Source organism: Herbidospora sakaeratensis (genome assembly GCF_001570525.1).
Classification (GTDB): domain Bacteria; phylum Actinomycetota; class Actinomycetes; order Streptosporangiales; family Streptosporangiaceae; genus Herbidospora; species Herbidospora sakaeratensis.
Genome location: NZ_BBXC01000009.1, coordinates 439912 through 455834, shown reverse-complemented (window position 1 = coordinate 455834; position 15923 = coordinate 439912). Strand labels below are relative to the sequence as shown.

Annotated in this window: 18 protein-coding genes; 5 read left to right on the top strand and 13 right to left on the bottom strand. The window is 71.0% G+C overall.

Annotation, left to right across the window (positions count from 1 at the left end):
• On the top strand, positions 1-2490 hold the full coding sequence (locus tag AW271_RS12060; protein ID WP_062335951.1) for an ABC transporter permease: 2490 nt from the start codon (positions 1-3) through the stop codon (positions 2488-2490).
• Here the strand turns inward: AW271_RS12060 and AW271_RS12055 are convergent.
• The 8 genes from AW271_RS12055 to AW271_RS12020 form a co-directional block, all read right to left on the bottom strand.
• Positions 2487-2750 (bottom strand): SUKH-4 family immunity protein, encoded by a 264-nt coding sequence (locus AW271_RS12055; RefSeq protein WP_062335948.1) that lies wholly within the window; start codon positions 2748-2750, stop codon positions 2487-2489. The genes AW271_RS12060 and AW271_RS12055 overlap by 4 nt on opposite strands.
• On the bottom strand, positions 2747-3526 hold the full coding sequence (locus AW271_RS12050) for a toxin glutamine deamidase domain-containing protein (protein ID WP_062335946.1): 780 nt from the start codon (positions 3524-3526) through the stop codon (positions 2747-2749). Before AW271_RS12050 ends, AW271_RS12055 begins: the two co-directional genes overlap by 4 nt.
• A 76-nt stretch (positions 3527-3602) precedes the next feature.
• Complete coding sequence (locus AW271_RS12045) at positions 3603-5231, bottom strand: molybdopterin-dependent oxidoreductase (RefSeq protein ID WP_062335944.1); 1629 nt, start codon at positions 5229-5231, stop codon at positions 3603-3605.
• A gap of 45 nt (positions 5232-5276) precedes the next feature.
• The gene (gene rdgB, locus AW271_RS12040) at positions 5277-5885 is read right to left on the bottom strand and encodes an RdgB/HAM1 family non-canonical purine NTP pyrophosphatase (RefSeq protein ID WP_062335942.1); all 609 of its coding nucleotides are present in this window, start codon (positions 5883-5885) and stop codon (positions 5277-5279) included.
• On the bottom strand, positions 5882-6598 hold the full coding sequence (rph, locus tag AW271_RS12035) for a ribonuclease PH (RefSeq protein ID WP_062335940.1): 717 nt from the start codon (positions 6596-6598) through the stop codon (positions 5882-5884). The genes rdgB and rph overlap by 4 nt, the downstream gene beginning before the upstream one ends.
• Before the next feature lie 5 nt (positions 6599-6603).
• Complete coding sequence (locus tag AW271_RS12030; protein WP_062335938.1) at positions 6604-7356, bottom strand: MBL fold metallo-hydrolase; 753 nt, start codon at positions 7354-7356, stop codon at positions 6604-6606.
• A complete protein-coding gene (murI, locus tag AW271_RS12025) occupies positions 7353-8174 on the bottom strand; it encodes a glutamate racemase (protein WP_232320494.1) in 822 nt (273 codons plus the stop codon). Before murI ends, AW271_RS12030 begins: the two co-directional genes overlap by 4 nt.
• A 55-nt stretch (positions 8175-8229) precedes the next feature.
• Positions 8230-9024: a thioesterase family protein gene (locus tag AW271_RS12020; protein ID WP_062335934.1), complete on the bottom strand. Its 795-nt coding sequence runs from the start codon at positions 9022-9024 to the stop codon at positions 8230-8232.
• Between the two features lie 86 nt (positions 9025-9110).
• On the opposite strand from AW271_RS12020, the gene AW271_RS12015 reads away from it, so the two are divergent.
• Complete coding sequence (locus tag AW271_RS12015) at positions 9111-9443, top strand: hypothetical protein (RefSeq protein ID WP_157554034.1); 333 nt, start codon at positions 9111-9113, stop codon at positions 9441-9443.
• Positions 9444-9526: 83 nt separating this feature from the next.
• The gene (locus AW271_RS12010) at positions 9527-11197 is read left to right on the top strand and encodes a DUF3352 domain-containing protein (RefSeq protein WP_062335930.1); all 1671 of its coding nucleotides are present in this window, start codon (positions 9527-9529) and stop codon (positions 11195-11197) included.
• 61 nt (positions 11198-11258) lie between these two features.
• Here AW271_RS12010 and AW271_RS12005 read toward each other — a convergent pair whose 3' ends face one another.
• From AW271_RS12005 to clpS, 5 genes are all read right to left on the bottom strand, one after another.
• On the bottom strand, positions 11259-12206 hold the full coding sequence (locus tag AW271_RS12005; RefSeq protein WP_062335928.1) for a PLP-dependent cysteine synthase family protein: 948 nt from the start codon (positions 12204-12206) through the stop codon (positions 11259-11261).
• A 6-nt stretch (positions 12207-12212) separates the two neighbouring features.
• Positions 12213-12485 (bottom strand): MoaD/ThiS family protein, encoded by a 273-nt coding sequence (locus AW271_RS12000; RefSeq protein ID WP_030455581.1) that lies wholly within the window; start codon positions 12483-12485, stop codon positions 12213-12215.
• A 133-nt stretch (positions 12486-12618) separates the two neighbouring features.
• On the bottom strand, positions 12619-13020 hold the full coding sequence (locus AW271_RS11995; RefSeq protein ID WP_062335926.1) for a M67 family metallopeptidase: 402 nt from the start codon (positions 13018-13020) through the stop codon (positions 12619-12621).
• A gap of 10 nt (positions 13021-13030) precedes the next feature.
• The gene (locus tag AW271_RS11990) at positions 13031-13558 is read right to left on the bottom strand and encodes a DUF2017 domain-containing protein (protein ID WP_062335924.1); all 528 of its coding nucleotides are present in this window, start codon (positions 13556-13558) and stop codon (positions 13031-13033) included.
• Positions 13558-13845 (bottom strand): ATP-dependent Clp protease adapter ClpS, encoded by a 288-nt coding sequence (gene clpS / locus AW271_RS11985; protein WP_062335922.1) that lies wholly within the window; start codon positions 13843-13845, stop codon positions 13558-13560. Before clpS ends, AW271_RS11990 begins: the two co-directional genes overlap by 1 nt.
• Positions 13846-13884: 39 nt before the next feature.
• Here clpS and AW271_RS11980 point away from each other — a divergent pair, with 39 nt between their 5' ends.
• On the top strand, positions 13885-15162 hold the full coding sequence (locus AW271_RS11980) for a nicotinate phosphoribosyltransferase (RefSeq protein WP_439648977.1): 1278 nt from the start codon (positions 13885-13887) through the stop codon (positions 15160-15162).
• A gap of 61 nt (positions 15163-15223) precedes the next feature.
• Positions 15224-15808 (top strand): nicotinamidase, encoded by a 585-nt coding sequence (locus AW271_RS11975; RefSeq protein WP_062335919.1) that lies wholly within the window; start codon positions 15224-15226, stop codon positions 15806-15808.
• The last annotated feature ends 115 nt before the right edge of the window (positions 15809-15923 follow it).

Sequence of the window (15923 nt, the reverse complement as noted above, 5' to 3'; positions counted from 1 at the left end):
GTGCTGCGCACCACGCTGGCCGGGCTGGTGGCACACCGGCTCCGGCTGCTGCTCACCTCGCTGGCCATCACCCTCGGCGTCGGCTTCATCGCGGGCACGTTCGTGCTGACCGACACCATCGAGCAGGGTTTCCGCCAGCTCTTCACGGCCGACGCCGCCAAGGTCGCGGTCGCCGTCACCCCGAAGGACGAGCTCATCCCGGCGAAGGTGCTGGACGAGCTCACCGCCCTGCCCGGGGTGTCCGGCGCGCAGGGGCTCGTACGCGGCACCGCGCCGCTGCTCGACAAGTCGGGCCGGGCCGCCGGCAGCACCGCGACCAGCGGGATCTCCGTCGCCGCCGGGCCGCTCGACCGGACCAGCTACGTCGCCGGCACGGCCCCGGGCGGCCCCGGCGAGGCGGTGCTCGACGAGAACACCGCGCGCACGCGGCAGTTCGCGGTCGGCGACACCATCACCGTGCTCGACCTGGCCGAGAAGCGCCGCCAGTTCACCCTGGTCGGCCTCATCGACGTGGGCGTCGACCAGAACCTCGCCTACACCGGCGCGGTCGGGTTCGACACCGCCACCGCGCTGGAGATGACCGGCGCGAAGGGCTACCGCGAGATCGACCTGGCCGCCTCGGCCGGGGTCTCCCCCGAGACGCTCAAGAAGACCGTCTCGGAGGCGCTCGGGCAGACGTACACGATCAAGACCGGGGAGGAGCTGGCCAGGAAGCTGGCCCTCGACAGCAACGTGGAGCTCGACTACCTGGTGCTCGTGCTGCTGCTGTTCGGGTGTGTGGCCATGTTCGTGGCGGCGCTGGTCATCTACAACACGTTCAACATCCTGGTCGCGCAGCGGACCCGGGAGATGGCGCTGCTGCGCTGCATCGGGGCGACGCGAGGGCAGGTGTTCCGGTCGATCCTGCTGGAGTCGGCGGTCGTCGGGCTGGTGTCGTCGGTGCTGGGGCTGCTGGTCGGGCTCGGGCTGGGGGCGCTGGGCCTCGCCGCGCTGGGCCGCTTCGACGCGCCCGTCCCGACCGGGGCGAGCGTCGCGCTGACGCCGCGCACGATCGTGCTCGGGCTGGTCGTCGGGCTGCTGGTGACCGTGGTCGCGGCGGTGCTGCCGGCCCGCGGGGCGACCCGGGTGGCGCCGATCGCGGCGCTGCGCAGCCAGGTCGAGGAGCAGACGTTCCGCGCCGGGCTGGCCCGCTCGATCGGCGCCGGGCTGCTGCTGGCGGGCGGGCTCGCGCTCACCGCCGTGGCGATCTGGGTGCTCGACGGCAACACCGGGCTGCTGGTCGCGATGGGCGGCGGCGCGGTGTTCTTCCTCGGTGTGATCGTGATCGGGCCGGTGCTGATGAGCCCGCTGGGCGCGTTCGCCGGGTGGGTGCCGCGCAAGGTCTTCGGCGTGCCGGGACGGCTGGCCGTCGACAACTCCCGCCGCAACCCGAAGCGGGCCGCCACCACGACCGTCGCGCTGACCATCGGCGTCACCCTGATGACCCTCATCTCGGTGATCACCGCCAGCACCCGGGAGACGGTCGTCAGCAGCCTCGACGAGCAGTTCCCCGTCGACTTCATGATCACCGCCCAGTACGGCCGCGAGGACGGCATGCCCTTGGTGCCCGCCGAGGTGCCCGCCACGCTGCGCGCGCTGCCCGAGGTCGGGCTGGTCGCCGAGATGCGGCAGGACGACACCGGCGAGATCGCCAGCCTGCCCGACCGCGCCGTGTTCCGGCCGGAGGTCGTCTCGGGCTCCCTGGCCGCGCTGACCACCGGCACCGTGGCGTTGTCGGAGACCCAGGCCAAGAATCTGGGCGCGAAGGTGGGCGACGACGTTCCCCTCACCACCACCAAGGCCGGGAAGGTCGAGGTGAAGGTGGCCGCCCTCCTCGGGCAGGACAGCCTGAACGGGACCATGCCCTACACGGTCCCGGCGGCCGACTTCGACAAGTACTTCGGCGCCATCGGCCCGGTCCGCGTCTACGTCAAGGTCAAGGACGGCACCGCCGCCGACGTCTCCCGGCGGGCCGTCGAGGCGGCGCTGACCGCTTACCCGACCGCGCAGCTGGTCAGCGCGGCCGACGTGCGCGGCGAGTTCGACGACGCCTTCGACATGATGTTCACGATCTTCGCCGCGCTGCTCGGGCTGGCGATCCTGATCTCGCTGCTCGGCATCGCCAACACCCTGTCGTTGTCGGTGCACGAACGCACCCGCGAGTCGGCGCTGCTGCGCGCCCTCGGCCTGACCCGGCCGCAACTGCGCGGCATGCTCTCGATCGAGGCGCTGGTGCTGGGCCTGGTCGGGGCGCTGGTCGGCGTCGTCATCGGCGTCGCCTTCGGATGGGCGGCGCTGCAGACGATCCCGAACGACACCGTGTTCGTCGTGCCGGTCGGGCAGGTATTGCTCTACCTGGTCCTGTCGGCGCTGGCCGGGGTGCTCGCGGCGGTGCTGCCCGCCCGCCGCGCGGCCAACGCCTCGATCGTCGGATCGCTCGCGGCCAGTTAACGGGGCACGTGGTCGGGCCACTGCTCGGCCACGAACTCCGGCCCCAGCAGGGGGCGGACGGCCAGCTCGCCGGTACGCCGGTCGATGACGATGCAGCCGCCCCCCACGGTCGACGGCAGGACGCTCGGGTCGTCGGGCTCGTCGTCGCGCACCCAGGCCACGAACCCGTCGTCGAAGGCGTAGACGACGACCTCGGCCGAGCGGGCCCGCCCCCCGTTGAACCACTCCTCGGCCAGCGCGCGGGCGGTGTCCGGGCTCACACCCGCTGCCCCGCGCGGTCGAGGACCACGCAGAAGACCCCCGTCACGTTCTCGTACGGCGGCTCGATGGCCATGTGTCCCCGCTGTGCGTCGATCCACAGCACCTCCCCCAGTGAGTTCACCGCGTTCCACGCGTGGCTGCCCCCCTGGGGCCAGCGCGTGATGAGCACGGTCGCGGCGCCGTGCCCGGCCGACCGCAACCGCCCGGCCACCACCCCGTAGGCGCGGCGGCCCTGCCCGACGTACTCGAAACGATGGCCGAGCCACTGCTCGGCCCTGGCCACCCCGCCCGCCTCCCCCGAGAGCACGGGTTTGCCGACCCGGTCGTATTCGGGCTGCCGGGCCGCCGCCACGACGGGTTCGCCGTGCCACGACGACATGACCGACAGGGCGCAGTCGATGGCGTTGGTCGACCGGAACGGATCGTCGGTCGGCCCTTCGGCGTTGATCAACCGGATCCAGGTGCCGCGCGGATCGGGGAACCTGCTGCTCAACGCCTCGGCGAGATCTCGTTGCGCCTCCGGGTCGGGTCTCGCCAGCCCGCCCGGCACCCCGTAGGGCCGCGACTCCTCCAGCGGGCGCGGCCGGGTCGCCCGGTCGAACCAGTCGTCGCCCGTCGGCGGCAACCGGCCCGGCAGCTGGGACGGCCACGGATCGAGGGACGGCGCGGGGGTCTCGGCGGCCTTCTCGTAGTCACGCCACCTGCGCCCGTCACCGGTGACGACGGGATTGTAGACGCCGGTCGGCAACCGCCACCGGGACTGACGCTCGGCCATCGACCCCTTCCCTTCGATGTTACCGATGGTAAGGGGGTGACTCCGATGAGCGACCGGCTTTCCCGAATCCTGCCGTCTAGGTGGTCTCGATGAGAACCTGGTGGTAACCGGTGGCGCCGTTCGGCTCGGGCGGCGCGCCGCGATCGGTCTGCGTCTCGCCGGTCTCGTCGGTGGCCCGGCACGACAGGTTGTGCAGGCCACTCGCGAGGTCGACCTCGATCGACCACTGCCGCCAGGTGTCCAGGCCCGGCACCTCGGCCAGCTTCGCCACCTGCCACGGCCCGTCGTCGACCTTGACCTCGACCTTCGCGATGCCCTTGGTCTGCGCCCAGGCGACCCCGGCGATCACGTTGCGGCCCGGCTTGGTCTTGTTGCGCGGGGTGTCGATGCGCGACTGCGTCTTGATGGGCCCCTTGGCGTCCCAGCCCCGGTCGGTCCAGTACGCCGTCTCCTCGTCGAACCGGGTGAGCTTGACGTCGACGACCCACTTGGTGGCCGAGACGTAGCCGTAGAGGCCCGGCACGACCTGCCTGACCGGGAAGCCGTGGGAGACCGGGAGCGGCTCGCCGTTCATGGCGAACGCGAACAGGGCGTCGCGGCCGTCCATGACGACCTCGACCGGGGTGCCTGCGGTCCAGCCGTCGGCGCTGGTCGACAGCAGCATGTCGGCGCCGGCCTTGATCCCGGCCTCGCGCAGGATCCCGGCCATGGCCACGCCGAGCCAGCGGGCGTTGCCGACGTAGGGGCCGCCGACCGGGTTGGAGACGCACGCGAGCGTGACGTCGGCCTCGACGATGGGGCGTTTCAGCAGCTCGGCGAAGGTGAGCTCGATGGGCCGGTCGACCATGCCGTGGATCTTCAGCGTCCACGTGTTCGGGTCGACGTTGGGCAGCGCGAGCGCGGTGTCGACCCGGTAGAAGTCGTGGTTGGGGGTGACGAACGGCGACAGGTTCGGCACCTTGAAGTCGACCCCGGCGGGCAGCGGCGGCAGCGGCTTGGCCGGTTTCGGCAACTCGGCCGCGACCTGCGCCCGCTCGGCGGAGACGTTGTTGCGGTCGCCGATCCACACCCCGGCCGCCCCGGTGACGGCGGCGACCCCCGCGCCGGTGGCGATCCCGGTGAAGAGCTTTCGCCGGTCGATGGTCCGAAGCCGATCACCGGCCAGCATGACGGGCGGCTGCTCAAGCGGGGCGGACGGCGGGTCCGAGGCTGCCCCTTCTCCGGCGGCGTCCCGCGCGCCGACGGCCGGTGCCGCGATCTCCACCGGTTCGAGCCGACGGAAGATCCGGGACAGCGTGGCCGCTCCGGCCCAGGCGGCGAGCAGGGAGGGCAGCACGTCGATCATGCCCGCGTCGGGCCGGGTCGCCGCCGCCCACGCGCCGAGGACGCCGAACGCCAGCAGGGCCAGCCGGCCGTAGCCGAGCCGGATCCGGGCCAGCACCCCGAAACCGGCCGCCAGCAGGGCGATCACCACGAAGATGCCGCCGATGAGGACCGTCTTGTCGTTCTCGCCGAACGTCGCGATGGCCCAGTTCTTGAGCCAGGCGGGCGAGAGGTCGACGGCCGCGTTGCCGACCGCCACGACGGGCGAGGAGTCGCCGCCGATGACGCCGGCCGCGAGCTGGCCGACGCCGACGGCCACGGCCGCGGCGGTCAGCCCGGCGAGAGCCGCTGCCCAGGCGGGCGCGGTCGAGCGAGAGGTCACACAAGGATCCTACGAACGCCCTGCTCGTAAGGGAGCCCCAAGTTCTTACGAAACCGAGAACACCTCGGCCAGGACCGGCACCATCGCCCGCATCGAGATGCCGCGATGGGAGATCGCGTCCTTCTCGGCGGGGGGCATCTCGGCGGTCGTGCGGGTCTCGCCGTCGGGGACGAAGATCGGGTCGTAGCCGAACCCCATCGTGCCCCGGGGCGCCCGGATCACGTGGCCGTGCATGACCCCCTCGACCACACGCTCCTCGCCCGAGGGCAGGGCGAGGGCGGCCACGCAGGCGAAGTGGGCCTGGCGGCGGTCGTCGGGCACGTCGTTGATCTGGGCCAGCAGCAGGTCGAGGTTGGCCCGGTCGTCGCCGTGGCCGCCCGACCAGCGGGCAGAGAAGATGCCGGGCATGCCGTTGAGGGCGTCGACGCAGAGGCCCGAGTCGTCGGCGACGCAGGGCAGGCCGCTCTGCCGGGCCACGGTGTGAGCCTTGAGCAGGGCGTTCTCGGCGAAGGTGAGGCCGGTCTCGGCGACGTCGCCGATCTCGGGGAAGGTCTCGAGGCCGACCAGCTCGATCGGCAGCGCGGCCTCTTCGAGGATGCGCCGCAGCTCGACGATCTTGCCCTGGTTGCGGGTGGCGAGCAGCAGCTTGGTCATGCGAGCGCGGCCTTCTGGAGTTCGGTCAGCTCGGCGCAGCCGAGCGCGGCCAGGTCGAGCAGGTCGTTGAGGGTGCCCCGGTCGAACGGCGCCCCTTCGGCGGTGCCCTGCACCTCGACGAACGCGCCCTTGCCGGTCATCACGACATTCATGTCGGTCTCGGCCTTGACGTCCTCGACGTAGCAGAGGTCGAGCAGCGGGGTGGTGCCGACGATGCCGACCGAGACGGCGGCCACCGAGTCGACCAGCGGGTCGCCGGGGCACATGCGCTTCTTGCGCATCCAGGCGATCGCGTCGGCCAGCGCCACGTAGGCGCCGGTGATCGCGGCGGTGCGGGTGCCGCCGTCGGCCTGGAGCACGTCGCAGTCGAGCACGATCGAGTTCTCGCCGAGCGCCTTGTAGTCGACGCAGGCCCGCAGGGACCGGCCGATGAGCCGGGAGATCTCGTGGGTCCGGCCGCCGATCTTGCCGCGCACCGACTCGCGGTCGCCCCGGGTGTTGGTGGCGCGCGGGAGCATGGCGTACTCGGCGGTGACCCAGCCGAGGCCGCTGCCCTTGCGCCAGCGCGGCACCCCGCTCTCGACGGAGGCGGCGCACAGCACCTTCGTGCCGCCGAATTCGACCAGGACCGACCCCTCGGCGTGGGCCAGCCAGTTCCGCGTGATCGTCACCGGCCGGAGCTGGTCGGGCGAACGTCCATCAGTGCGAGCCATGGGCCTCACCCTAGGTCATAGACCGCACCTGATCGGGCCAACTCGATCTCGCCCGAATAGCCGCCCCGGTCGGCGTCGGCGCGGACGCGGGCGGCGTCGTGCCAGGGCACCAGGTGGGTGAGGACCAGCTTCCCGGCCCCGGCCTTGGCGGCGTGCTCGGCCGCCTGGCGGCCGGTCAGGTGGAGGTCGGGCGGGTTGCCGGGCTCGTCGAGGAACGAGGCCTCGCAGAGCAGCAGGTCGGTGTCGCCGGCCAGGCCGACCAGGGCGTCGCACTCGCCGGTGTCGGCCGAGTAGGTGACCGAGCGGCCGCCGTGGGCGACGCGGAAGCCGTAGGTCTCGACGGGGTGGTTGACCCGGGCGGCGGTGATCTGGAAGGGGCCGATCTCGAAGGCGCCCGGCGACAGGGCCGTGAAGTCGAAGGCGGTCTCCATCGTGGGCTCCTGCGGCATCCCGTAGGCGGCGTTCAGCCGGGCGGGGGCCGTCGAGGGGGCGTACACGGGGATCTTGGGGTGGGGGGCGCCGGGGCCGTAGCTGCGGACGACGTGGTAGCTGCACATGTCGAGGCAGTGGTCGGCGTGCAGGTGGGACAGGCAGATCGCGTCGATCTCGAACGGGCTGACGTGCCGCTGCAGGGCCCCCAGCGACCCGTTGCCGAAGTCGACGAGCATCCGGAAGCCCTCGGCCTCGTACAGATAGCAGGACGACGGGCTGTCGGGGCCGGGGAAGCTGCCGGAGCAGCCGACGACGGTCAGTTTCACGCTGTGCCTCCGAACACGGGCGCGGCCAGTTCGACCGCTTGGATCTCCGGCCCGAGGAACCGCCGCCCGAGGGTCTCGAACAGCAGCGTGTCGCCGGTCGTGCCGAACCGGTGGGCGGGCACGCCCGAGGCCCGCACCAGGCCCCGGTCGCGCAGCACCCGGAAGACGTCCTTGGCGGTCTCCTCGGCGCTCGAGACGAGCGTGACGCCGTCGCCGGCGACGTAGGAGATCGCGCCGAGCAGCAGGGGATAGTGGGTGCAGCCGAGGATCAGGGTGTCGCAGCCGGCGTCGAGGATGGGCGTCAGGTATTCGCGCACCGCCTCGATGACGGCCTCGCTCTCGGTCTCGCCGCGTTCGACGAACTCGACCAGCCGCGGTGCGGCGACCCCGACGAGTTCGACGTGCGGCGCGGCGGCGAAGGCGTCCTGGTAGGCCATCGACGCGATGGTGGCCTGGGTGCCGATGACCCCGACCTTCCCGTTGCGGGTCGCCGACGCCGCCCGCCGGGTGGCCGGCTGGATGACCTCGACGACCGGCACCCGGTAGCGCTCGCGGGCGTCGCGCAGCACCGCCGCGCTGGCCGTGTTGCACGCGATCACGAGCATCTTGACGTCGTGGGACACCAGATGGTCGAGCAGTTCGAGGGCGTAGGACCGGACCTCGGCGATGCGCTTGGGGCCGTAGGGCTGGCGGGCCGTGTCGGCGACGTAGAAGACCGGTTCGTTGGGCAACTGGTCGATGATCGCGCGGGCTACGGTCAGCCCCCCGAATCCACTGTCGAAGATCCCGATGGACCCCTGACCATAACTCTCCACCACGGAGTCAGCTTATGGCCGATCATGCCGCCCGTCCCCGTGACACCGAGCACACTCTTCAGCCGCGTCCGACCCTCGCGAGCTGCCGCGACTGCGCGACGAGGCGGCCGGCGGAGTCCCACACCTCGACGTCCTCGTCGAACCAGCCGTCGGCGACCAGCCGCCCGGCGGCGACCACGGTCAGCCAGCCCGGGGCCGGCAGGGCGCGCAGGTGCCAGGTGAGCTCGACGGTCGGGGCCCAGCCGCGCAGGCCCGCGCTGAACACCACCGGGGGCAGCGCGTCGACCGCCAGGGCCAGCACGAACGGGTCGGGCTCCTGGCCGTGCCGCAGCCGGAAGTAGGCGCGCGACTCGGGGCGGCCGGTCGGCTCACCGGTGAACCAGCCCACCGTGGGCGGGTCGAACAGCAGCTCCATCCGCCCGTTCAGGTTCATGTTCGACTCGGGCTTCGGCTCGGGCAGCGGCAGGCACGCCTCGGGCGGCGGCATCGTGTGGGCCGGCTCGCCCGTGTAGACGGGCTCGGCCAGCGGGTCGAGGGTCGCGGTGGTGACCAACGTCTCCAGGACCGGGCCGTCGGCGCCCACCAGCGAGGCCCGGCTGATCGTGGTCGTCTTGCCGGTCTTCACCTGCTCGACCGTGACCCGCGCCGGCCCGGCCCGGCCGGCCCGCAGGAACTGGGCGCTGGTCGAGACCGGGTGCTCGTGCGGCGAGTCGTCGACCGCCGCCCGCAGCAGCACGGCCATCAGGTATCCGCCGTTCAGCGGGCCCCCGATCGAGTAGCCGTCGTCGAGGCGCACGTCGTAGACACCCTCGCCGACCCGGACCGCCCGGGTCGCCTCCCCGAAACCGCTCAACGCACCCTCCCGAATGTTGTTCTGGAACACTGTATCTTGACTGGTCCATAGCCGTCCGTACAGGGAGATCCGGGCATTCACCGGCCATGACGGGACGGGAACTGATCGGTCAGTGCGTTTGGGACGTGCGCGGGGTGTGGGTCGGCCACGTGGTCGACGTGCGCATGGTCACCGGCAGCCGCAACCCGTTCAAGAAGGGCGCCGAACCCGAGACCGCCGGGCTGGTCGTTTCGGCCACCCGGGCCCAGTTCCTGCTCGGCGTGCACCGCGACGCCAACGGCCACGTCAACGGCACGCTGCAGCAACTCACCCGGCTCCTGTACGCCCGCAGTCTGGTCGTCCCGTGGGATCTGGTCGAAACCAGCGATACCGGGGAAGTGCACCTCAAAGAGCCGAAAGATGTCCTTAAGCGCCAATAGTCAAGAAGGCTGCAAGCGATTCGCTACCGGCACGGCATACTTTCAGACTCGTCGGAGATCACCCCACTTTGCGAGTTGACCCCATGCCTGCCGAGAACCCCCCCGGTTTCCCCTACGACATCAGCGGCGGAGACCCGGACCGGACCATCAACTACCGCACGCCGCAGCAGCAGCCGCAGCCGCACGTAGAGCCGACCCGGATCGACTTCGGCGGCACCCAGCAGATGTACGCCCCCCAGCAGCCCCCGCAGCCCGGCCAGTGGCGCCAGCCCGAGGAACTGGGTTACGACCTGCCCCCCGTGGTGCACGCGCCGGTCCAGAAGCGCGGCCCCAAGGGCGCCATCATCGCGGTGATCGTCGCCGTGGTCGTCGGCCTCGTCGGAGGCGGCGGCGTCTGGGCCTTCTCCGCCCTGAGCGGCGGCGGCGCGCAGCCCGCCGAGGCGCTCCCGGCCGGCGCCCTCGCCTACGCCCGGATCGACCTCGACCCGGCCGCCAACCAGAAGCTGGCCCTGTTCAACATCGCCCGCAAGTTCACCGTCACCCAGGACGCCTTCTCGGGCGACGACCCGCGTGAGGCCTTCTTCAAGGCGATCTCGTCGGACAACGAGAACTTCAAGGACATCAACTACGCGACCGACATCGAGCCCTGGCTCGGCGACCGCATCGGCTTCGCGGTCATGCCCGGCAAGGACGCCGACCAGCCCGGCTTCGCCGTCGCGATCCAGGTGAAGGACGCCGACGCCGCCCGCGCCGGCATCGCCAAGCTCGACGCCGGCTCCGACACCAAGACCGGCGTGGCCATCCGGGGCGACTACGCCATCGTCTCCCCCACCCAGGAGGAGGCCGACAAGTACGCCACCGGCCCCACCCTGGCCGAGTCGGCCAGCTTCTCCGCCGACATGGAGGCCCTCGGCGAGCCCGGCGTGCTCTCCTTCTGGGGCGACCTGGGCCAGCTCGCCGCGATGGGCGGCGCCGCGGTCGCCGACCCGGCCCTGACCGACCAGCTGAAGAACGGCCGCTTCGCGGGGGCGCTGCGGTTCGACGGCTCGTACGCGGAACTCGCCGCCATCACCCGCGGCGTGCAGAGCCCGGTCACCGTGCAGACCAGCCCGGTGAAGCTGGGCGAGCTGCCCGACACCACCGCCGGGGCGCTGGCCATCTCGGGCCTCGGCGCGGGCGTCAAGGGCGGCTGGGACCAGATCCTCAAGTCGGTCGAGAGCACCGGCGGCGGCGCCCAGTTCAGCCAGTTCGTCACCCAGGCCCAGCAGCAGTTCGGCCTGAACCTGCCCGACGACCTGGCCACCCTGCTCGGCGACAGCATCACCGTCGCGATCGACTCGCAGGGCCTCGACGGCAACATGCCGAACGCCGGCGCGGTGCTGGCCACCGACCCGGCCAAGGCCGGCGAGGTGCTGACCAAGGTCGAGCAGGCGCTCGCCGTGGCCGGCACGCCGCTCCAGCTGGCCAAGGCCCCCGGTGACGGCAAGCTGGTCGTGGCGACCAACCAGGACTACGCGAACAAGCTCGCCGCGGGCGGCACGCTGGCCGACAGCGAGACCTTCCAGACGGCGGTCCCGAACGCCGACTCGGCCGGGTTCGGACTGTTCGTCGACCTCGACAAGATCGAGAACCTCTACCTGCAGGGCATGTCGGACGAGGACAAGGCCAACCTCCAGGTGCTCCGCGCGGTGGGCATGAGCGGCGGAACTTCGGGGAGCGACGCGAACTTCTCTCTGCGCGTGCTGTTCAATTGACATACGGGAAGGACCCCGCCTCAACTCTCAGGGAGGCGGGGTCCTTCTCCGTTTTCCGGCCTTACGCCCAGAGTTGCCCTTCGAGGCGGTCTTCCGCCTCGTCGAGGGTGCCCTCGTAGGCGCCGGTCGACAGGTACTTCCAGCCGCCGTCGGCGACCACGAACACGATGTCGGCCCGCTCACCCTCCTGCACGGTCTTGCGGGCCATGCCGACGGCCGCGTGGAGGGCGCAGCCGGTGGAGATGCCGGCGAAGATGCCCTCGGTGGCCAGCAGCTCACGGGTGCGCTTCAGCGCGTCGGCCGAGGTCACCGAGTAGCGGGTGGTCAGCACCGACTCGTCGTAGATCTCCGGGATGAAGCCCTCGTCGACGTTGCGCAGGCCGTAGACGAGCTCGCCGTAGCGGGGCTCGGCGGCCACGATCCTCACGTCGGGCTTGTGCTCCCGCAGGTAACGCCCGACGCCCATGAGGGTGCCGGTCGTGCCCAGGCCCGCGACGAAGTGGGTGACGGTCGGCAGGTCGTCGAGGATCTCGGGACCGGTCGACTCGTAGTGGGAGCGCCAGTTGGCCGGGTTGCCGTACTGGTAGAGCATGATCCAGTCGGGGTGTTCGGCCGCCAGGCCCTTGGCCACCCGGACCGCCTCGTTGGAGCCACCCGCCGCGGGCGACGAGATGATCTCGGCGCCGTACATGCGGAGCAGCTGGCGGCGCTCCTCGGAGGTGTTCTCGGGCATGACGCAGATCAGCTTGTAACCCTTGAGCCGGGCCGACATCGCCAGCGAGATGCCGGTGTTGCCGGACGTCGGTTCGAGGATCGTGCAGCCGGGGCTGAGCACCCCGTCCTTCTCGGCCTGTTCGATCATCCACAGGGCGGGCCGGTCTTTGATCGAGCCGGTCGGGTTGCGGTCTTCGAGCTTGGCCCAGATCCGCACGTCGGCCGACGGCGAGAGGCGGGGCAGCCCGACGAGCGGGGTGCGGCCGACCGACTCGATCAGCGAGTCGAAACGCATCGGTGATCAGCCACCGGCGACGGCGGGCAGCACGGTGACCGTGTCGCCGTCGGAGACGGGGGTGCCGAGCCCGCCGAGGAACCGGACGTCCTCGTCGTTGAGGTAGACGTTCACGAACCGGCGGAGCTTGTCGTTCTCGACCAGCCGGGCCTTGATCCCCGGGTGCCGGGCCTCAAGATCGCCGATCAGCTCTTCGATCGTGGCGCCGGAGGCGTCGACGGCCTTGGCGCCGTCGGTGTAGGTGCGCAGGATGGTCGGGATGCGGACCTCGATGGCCATGTCTCGTTCTCTCTTCTTGTCTTCAGGTCTGTGGTGTACGGGGAAATGTGAACGTCAATGACAGTCGTAGACCACGACGGAAGGAGAGTGCGCGAAGAGGTACGGTTGCACGCCCAGGGACATGTCATCCATTTTAAACGCCCGGTTCCAGGATCTTTACGTCCTCCTCCTCGATCACGCCGTCGACGATCCGGAACGACCGGAACTGTTCGAGCGCGGTGGAGTAGAGGACGTAGTGGGCGTGGGGCTCGGAGGCGTAGGAGACGTCGGTGCGCGAGGGGTAGGCCTCGGTGGCCGTGTGGGAGTGGTAGATCACGACGGGCTCTTCGTCGTTGTCGTCCATGTCACGCCAGACGCGGAACTGCTCCATCGAGTCGAACCGGTAGAACGTGGGCGAGCGCTCGGCGTTCTCCATCGGGACGAACCGCTCGGGCACCCCGGCCCGCCCGGCGATGACGCCGCAGGCCTCGTCGGGGTGGTCGGCCGTCGCGTGGGCGATGATCTGGTCGACCAGTTCGCGCGAGATCGTCAGCATGCCCGCGAACCTACCAAAGGGCCTGAACGAGGGTGTCCTGCAGGTAGGTCAGCCAGTCGTAGGTGACGAAGGCCGGGTAACGCGGGTCGTCGTCGCCCATCTCGGCGATCTCCTCGTGGATCTCCTCGGTGACCTCCAGACGTACACCCAGCACCAGCCGCAGGTCGTTGAGGGCGCGCAACCAGGCCTGGGCCTGCTCGGGGGTCAGGGTCACCTTGCCGCCGGCGGCGGTCTCGATCAGCGTGAGCGCGTCGGCCCGCTTGGCGTCGCGCAGGTCGCCCTCGGTGTAGCGGCGGAACTCGGCGGAGGCGGCGTCGTCGTCGGCGTAGGCCGACGGGAACAGGCGGGCCAGCACCGGATCGGTCGGCTCGGTGGCCGGCCCGATGCGCAGCGCCCGCTCCAGCGGGTCGTCGCCGGTCTCCCCCGGCTCGACCACGTCGAGCACCATCGAGGCGACCAGCGACCGGAGCACACTGGCCTCGGCCGTGTCGAGGTGGACGGACACGCCCTCGCGCGTCGCCTTGAAGCCGTGGCCCATCAGCCGTCCTTCTGCAGGGTGGCCCAGAGGCCGTAGGAGTGGAGGGTCTGGACGTCGCGCTCCATCTCCTCCCGCGTGCCGCTCGACACGACGGCCCGGCCCTTGTGGTGGACGTCGAGCATGAGCTTCTCGGCCTTCTCCCGGGCGTAGCCGAAGACGCTCTGGAAGACATAGGTCACATAGGACATGAGGTTGACCGGGTCATTCCAGACGATGGTCACCCACGGCAAATCTGGGCGAACGTCAGCTATCGGACGCTCAACCTCGATCGGAGCGGTGCTACCCACATCCCCAATCCTGCCTCACCGCGGTCGTACTCTCGACTCGTGCAAACGTCCATGAGCTCGGCCTTGCTAACAGACATGTATGAGTTGACCATGTTGCGGGCGGCGCTGGCCGGCGGCACCGCCCATCGCCGGGCGGTGTTCGAGGTCTTCGCCCGCCGCCTCCCCGCAGGCCGCCGCTACGGCGTCGTCGCAGGTACAGACCGGGTGCTCTCCGCAATAGAGACATTCCGCTTCGGTGAGCCGGAGCTGGAGTTCCTGGAGCAGGTCGTCGACCCGCCGACCCTGTCCTTCCTCGCCGACTTCCGTTTCTCGGGGGATGTGTACGGCTACCGCGAAGGTGAGACGTACTACCCGGGCTCTCCGATCATGGTCGTCGAGGGCGCCTTCGCCGAGGCGGTGGTCCTGGAGACGATCGTCCTGTCGATCCTGAACCACGACTGCGCGATCGCCTCGGCCGCCTCCCGCATGACGTACGCGGCCAAGGGCCGCCCGCTGATCGAGATGGGCTCCCGCCGCACCCACGAGAGGGCGGCCGTCGCCGCCGCCCGCGCCGCCTACCTGTGCGGCTTCGCGACCACCTCGAACCTCCAGGCCGGCCGGGAGTACGGCCTCCCCACGGCCGGCACCAGCGCGCACGCCTTCACCCTGCTCCACGACTCGGAGGAGGCGGCCTTCCGCGCCCAGATCGACGCCCTCGGCCTCTCGACGACGCTGCTGGTCGACACCTACTCCGTCGAGGAGGCCGTGCGCACCGCCGTGAAGCTGGCCGGCGGCGACCTGGGCGCGGTCCGCATCGACTCGGGCGACCTGGGCGTGGTCGCCATCGAGGTCAGGCGCCAGCTCGACTCCCTCGGCGCCGACCGCACCCGGATCGTGGTGACCGGCGACCTCGACGAACACGCCATCGCGGCCCTGGCCGCGGCCCCCGTCGACGGCTACGGCGTCGGCACGAAACTGGTGACGGGCTCGGGCGCCCCGACGGCCAACCTGGTCTACAAACTCGTCGACAGGGAGGACTCGACCGGCACCATGAAGCCGGTCGCCAAGACCTCGGTCGGCAAGCCGAGCCGGGGCGGCCGCAAGTGGGCCTACCGTTCCCTGTCCGACGGGATCGCGGTCGAGGAGATCGTCACCAACCGCCCCGACGACTCCCTGGGCCGCCCTTTGCTCGCGCAGTTGGTGCGCGACGGCGAGATCGTCGGCCGGGAGCCCCTGGACGACGCCCGCTCCCGCCATCAGCAGTCGATGCGCGAATTGCCGCAAATCGCTCATAGCCTCTCGCCCGGCGACCCGGCTGTGCCTACTATTTTCTCCTGATCGCGGGAGAGCGGCGCATGAGGACGACGCCGGTCTCCCGCGATCTTCTAGATTGGGACGCATGACCACCGCGCTTGTGATCGTCGACGTGCAGAACGACTTCTGCGAGGGCGGCAGCCTGCCCGTGACCGGCGGCGCGGGCGTGGCCGCGGCCATCAGCGTCCACGTGGCACGGGGCGACTACGACCACGTGGTGGCCACCCGCGACTACCACGTCGACCCCGGAACCCACTTCGCCCTCGACCCCGACTTCATGACGACCTGGCCGGCCCACTGCGTGGTGGGGACGTCGGGGGCGGAGTTCCACGAGAACCTCGACACCGAGCCGATCGAGGAGATCTTCAGCAAGGGCGCCCACGCGGGGGCCTACAGCGGGTTCGAGGGGCACTCCTCCGACGGGGTCGGTCTTGCTTCCTGGCTGCGCTCGCGAGGGGTCTCCAAGGTGGACGTGGTGGGGATCGCGACCGACCACTGCGTGCGGGCGACGGCGATCGACGCCCGGGCGCAGGGGTTCGACGTACGGGTGCTGCTCGACCTGACGGCGGGCGTGATGCCGATCACGACGGAAGTCGCGATGACGGAGATGGCGGCGGCGGGAGTGGAACTCGCGGGCCGCCCGATCGTGGCGGACGACGCGGAAGACTGACACCGCCCCGGCGGCTCACAACCGCCCTTTGCCTGACACCTTCGGACGTCGACGACCGGCCCGGCCTCAGACTGACGCCGATGTGGCGGAGACCTCAGCCACTCGCGACCGGCCC

Coding starts and splice junctions, on each gene's coding strand:
- AW271_RS12050 (WP_062335946.1), bottom strand. CDS start 3,526: ATGGCCGAGCGTCAGTCCCGGTGGCGGTTGCCGACCGGCGTCTACAAT.
- rdgB (WP_062335942.1), bottom strand. CDS start 5,885: ATGACCAAGCTGCTGCTCGCCACCCGCAACCAGGGCAAGATCGTCGAG.
- rph (WP_062335940.1), bottom strand. CDS start 6,598: ATGGCTCGCACTGATGGACGTTCGCCCGACCAGCTCCGGCCGGTGACG.
- AW271_RS12015 (WP_157554034.1), top strand. CDS start 9,111: ATGACGGGACGGGAACTGATCGGTCAGTGCGTTTGGGACGTGCGCGGG.
- AW271_RS12010 (WP_062335930.1), top strand. CDS start 9,527: ATGCCTGCCGAGAACCCCCCCGGTTTCCCCTACGACATCAGCGGCGGA.
- AW271_RS12005 (WP_062335928.1), bottom strand. CDS start 12,206: ATGCGTTTCGACTCGCTGATCGAGTCGGTCGGCCGCACCCCGCTCGTC.
- AW271_RS12000 (WP_030455581.1), bottom strand. CDS start 12,485: ATGGCCATCGAGGTCCGCATCCCGACCATCCTGCGCACCTACACCGAC.
- AW271_RS11995 (WP_062335926.1), bottom strand. CDS start 13,020: ATGCTGACGATCTCGCGCGAACTGGTCGACCAGATCATCGCCCACGCG.
- AW271_RS11990 (WP_062335924.1), bottom strand. CDS start 13,558: ATGGGCCACGGCTTCAAGGCGACGCGCGAGGGCGTGTCCGTCCACCTC.
- AW271_RS11975 (WP_062335919.1), top strand. CDS start 15,224: ATGACCACCGCGCTTGTGATCGTCGACGTGCAGAACGACTTCTGCGAG.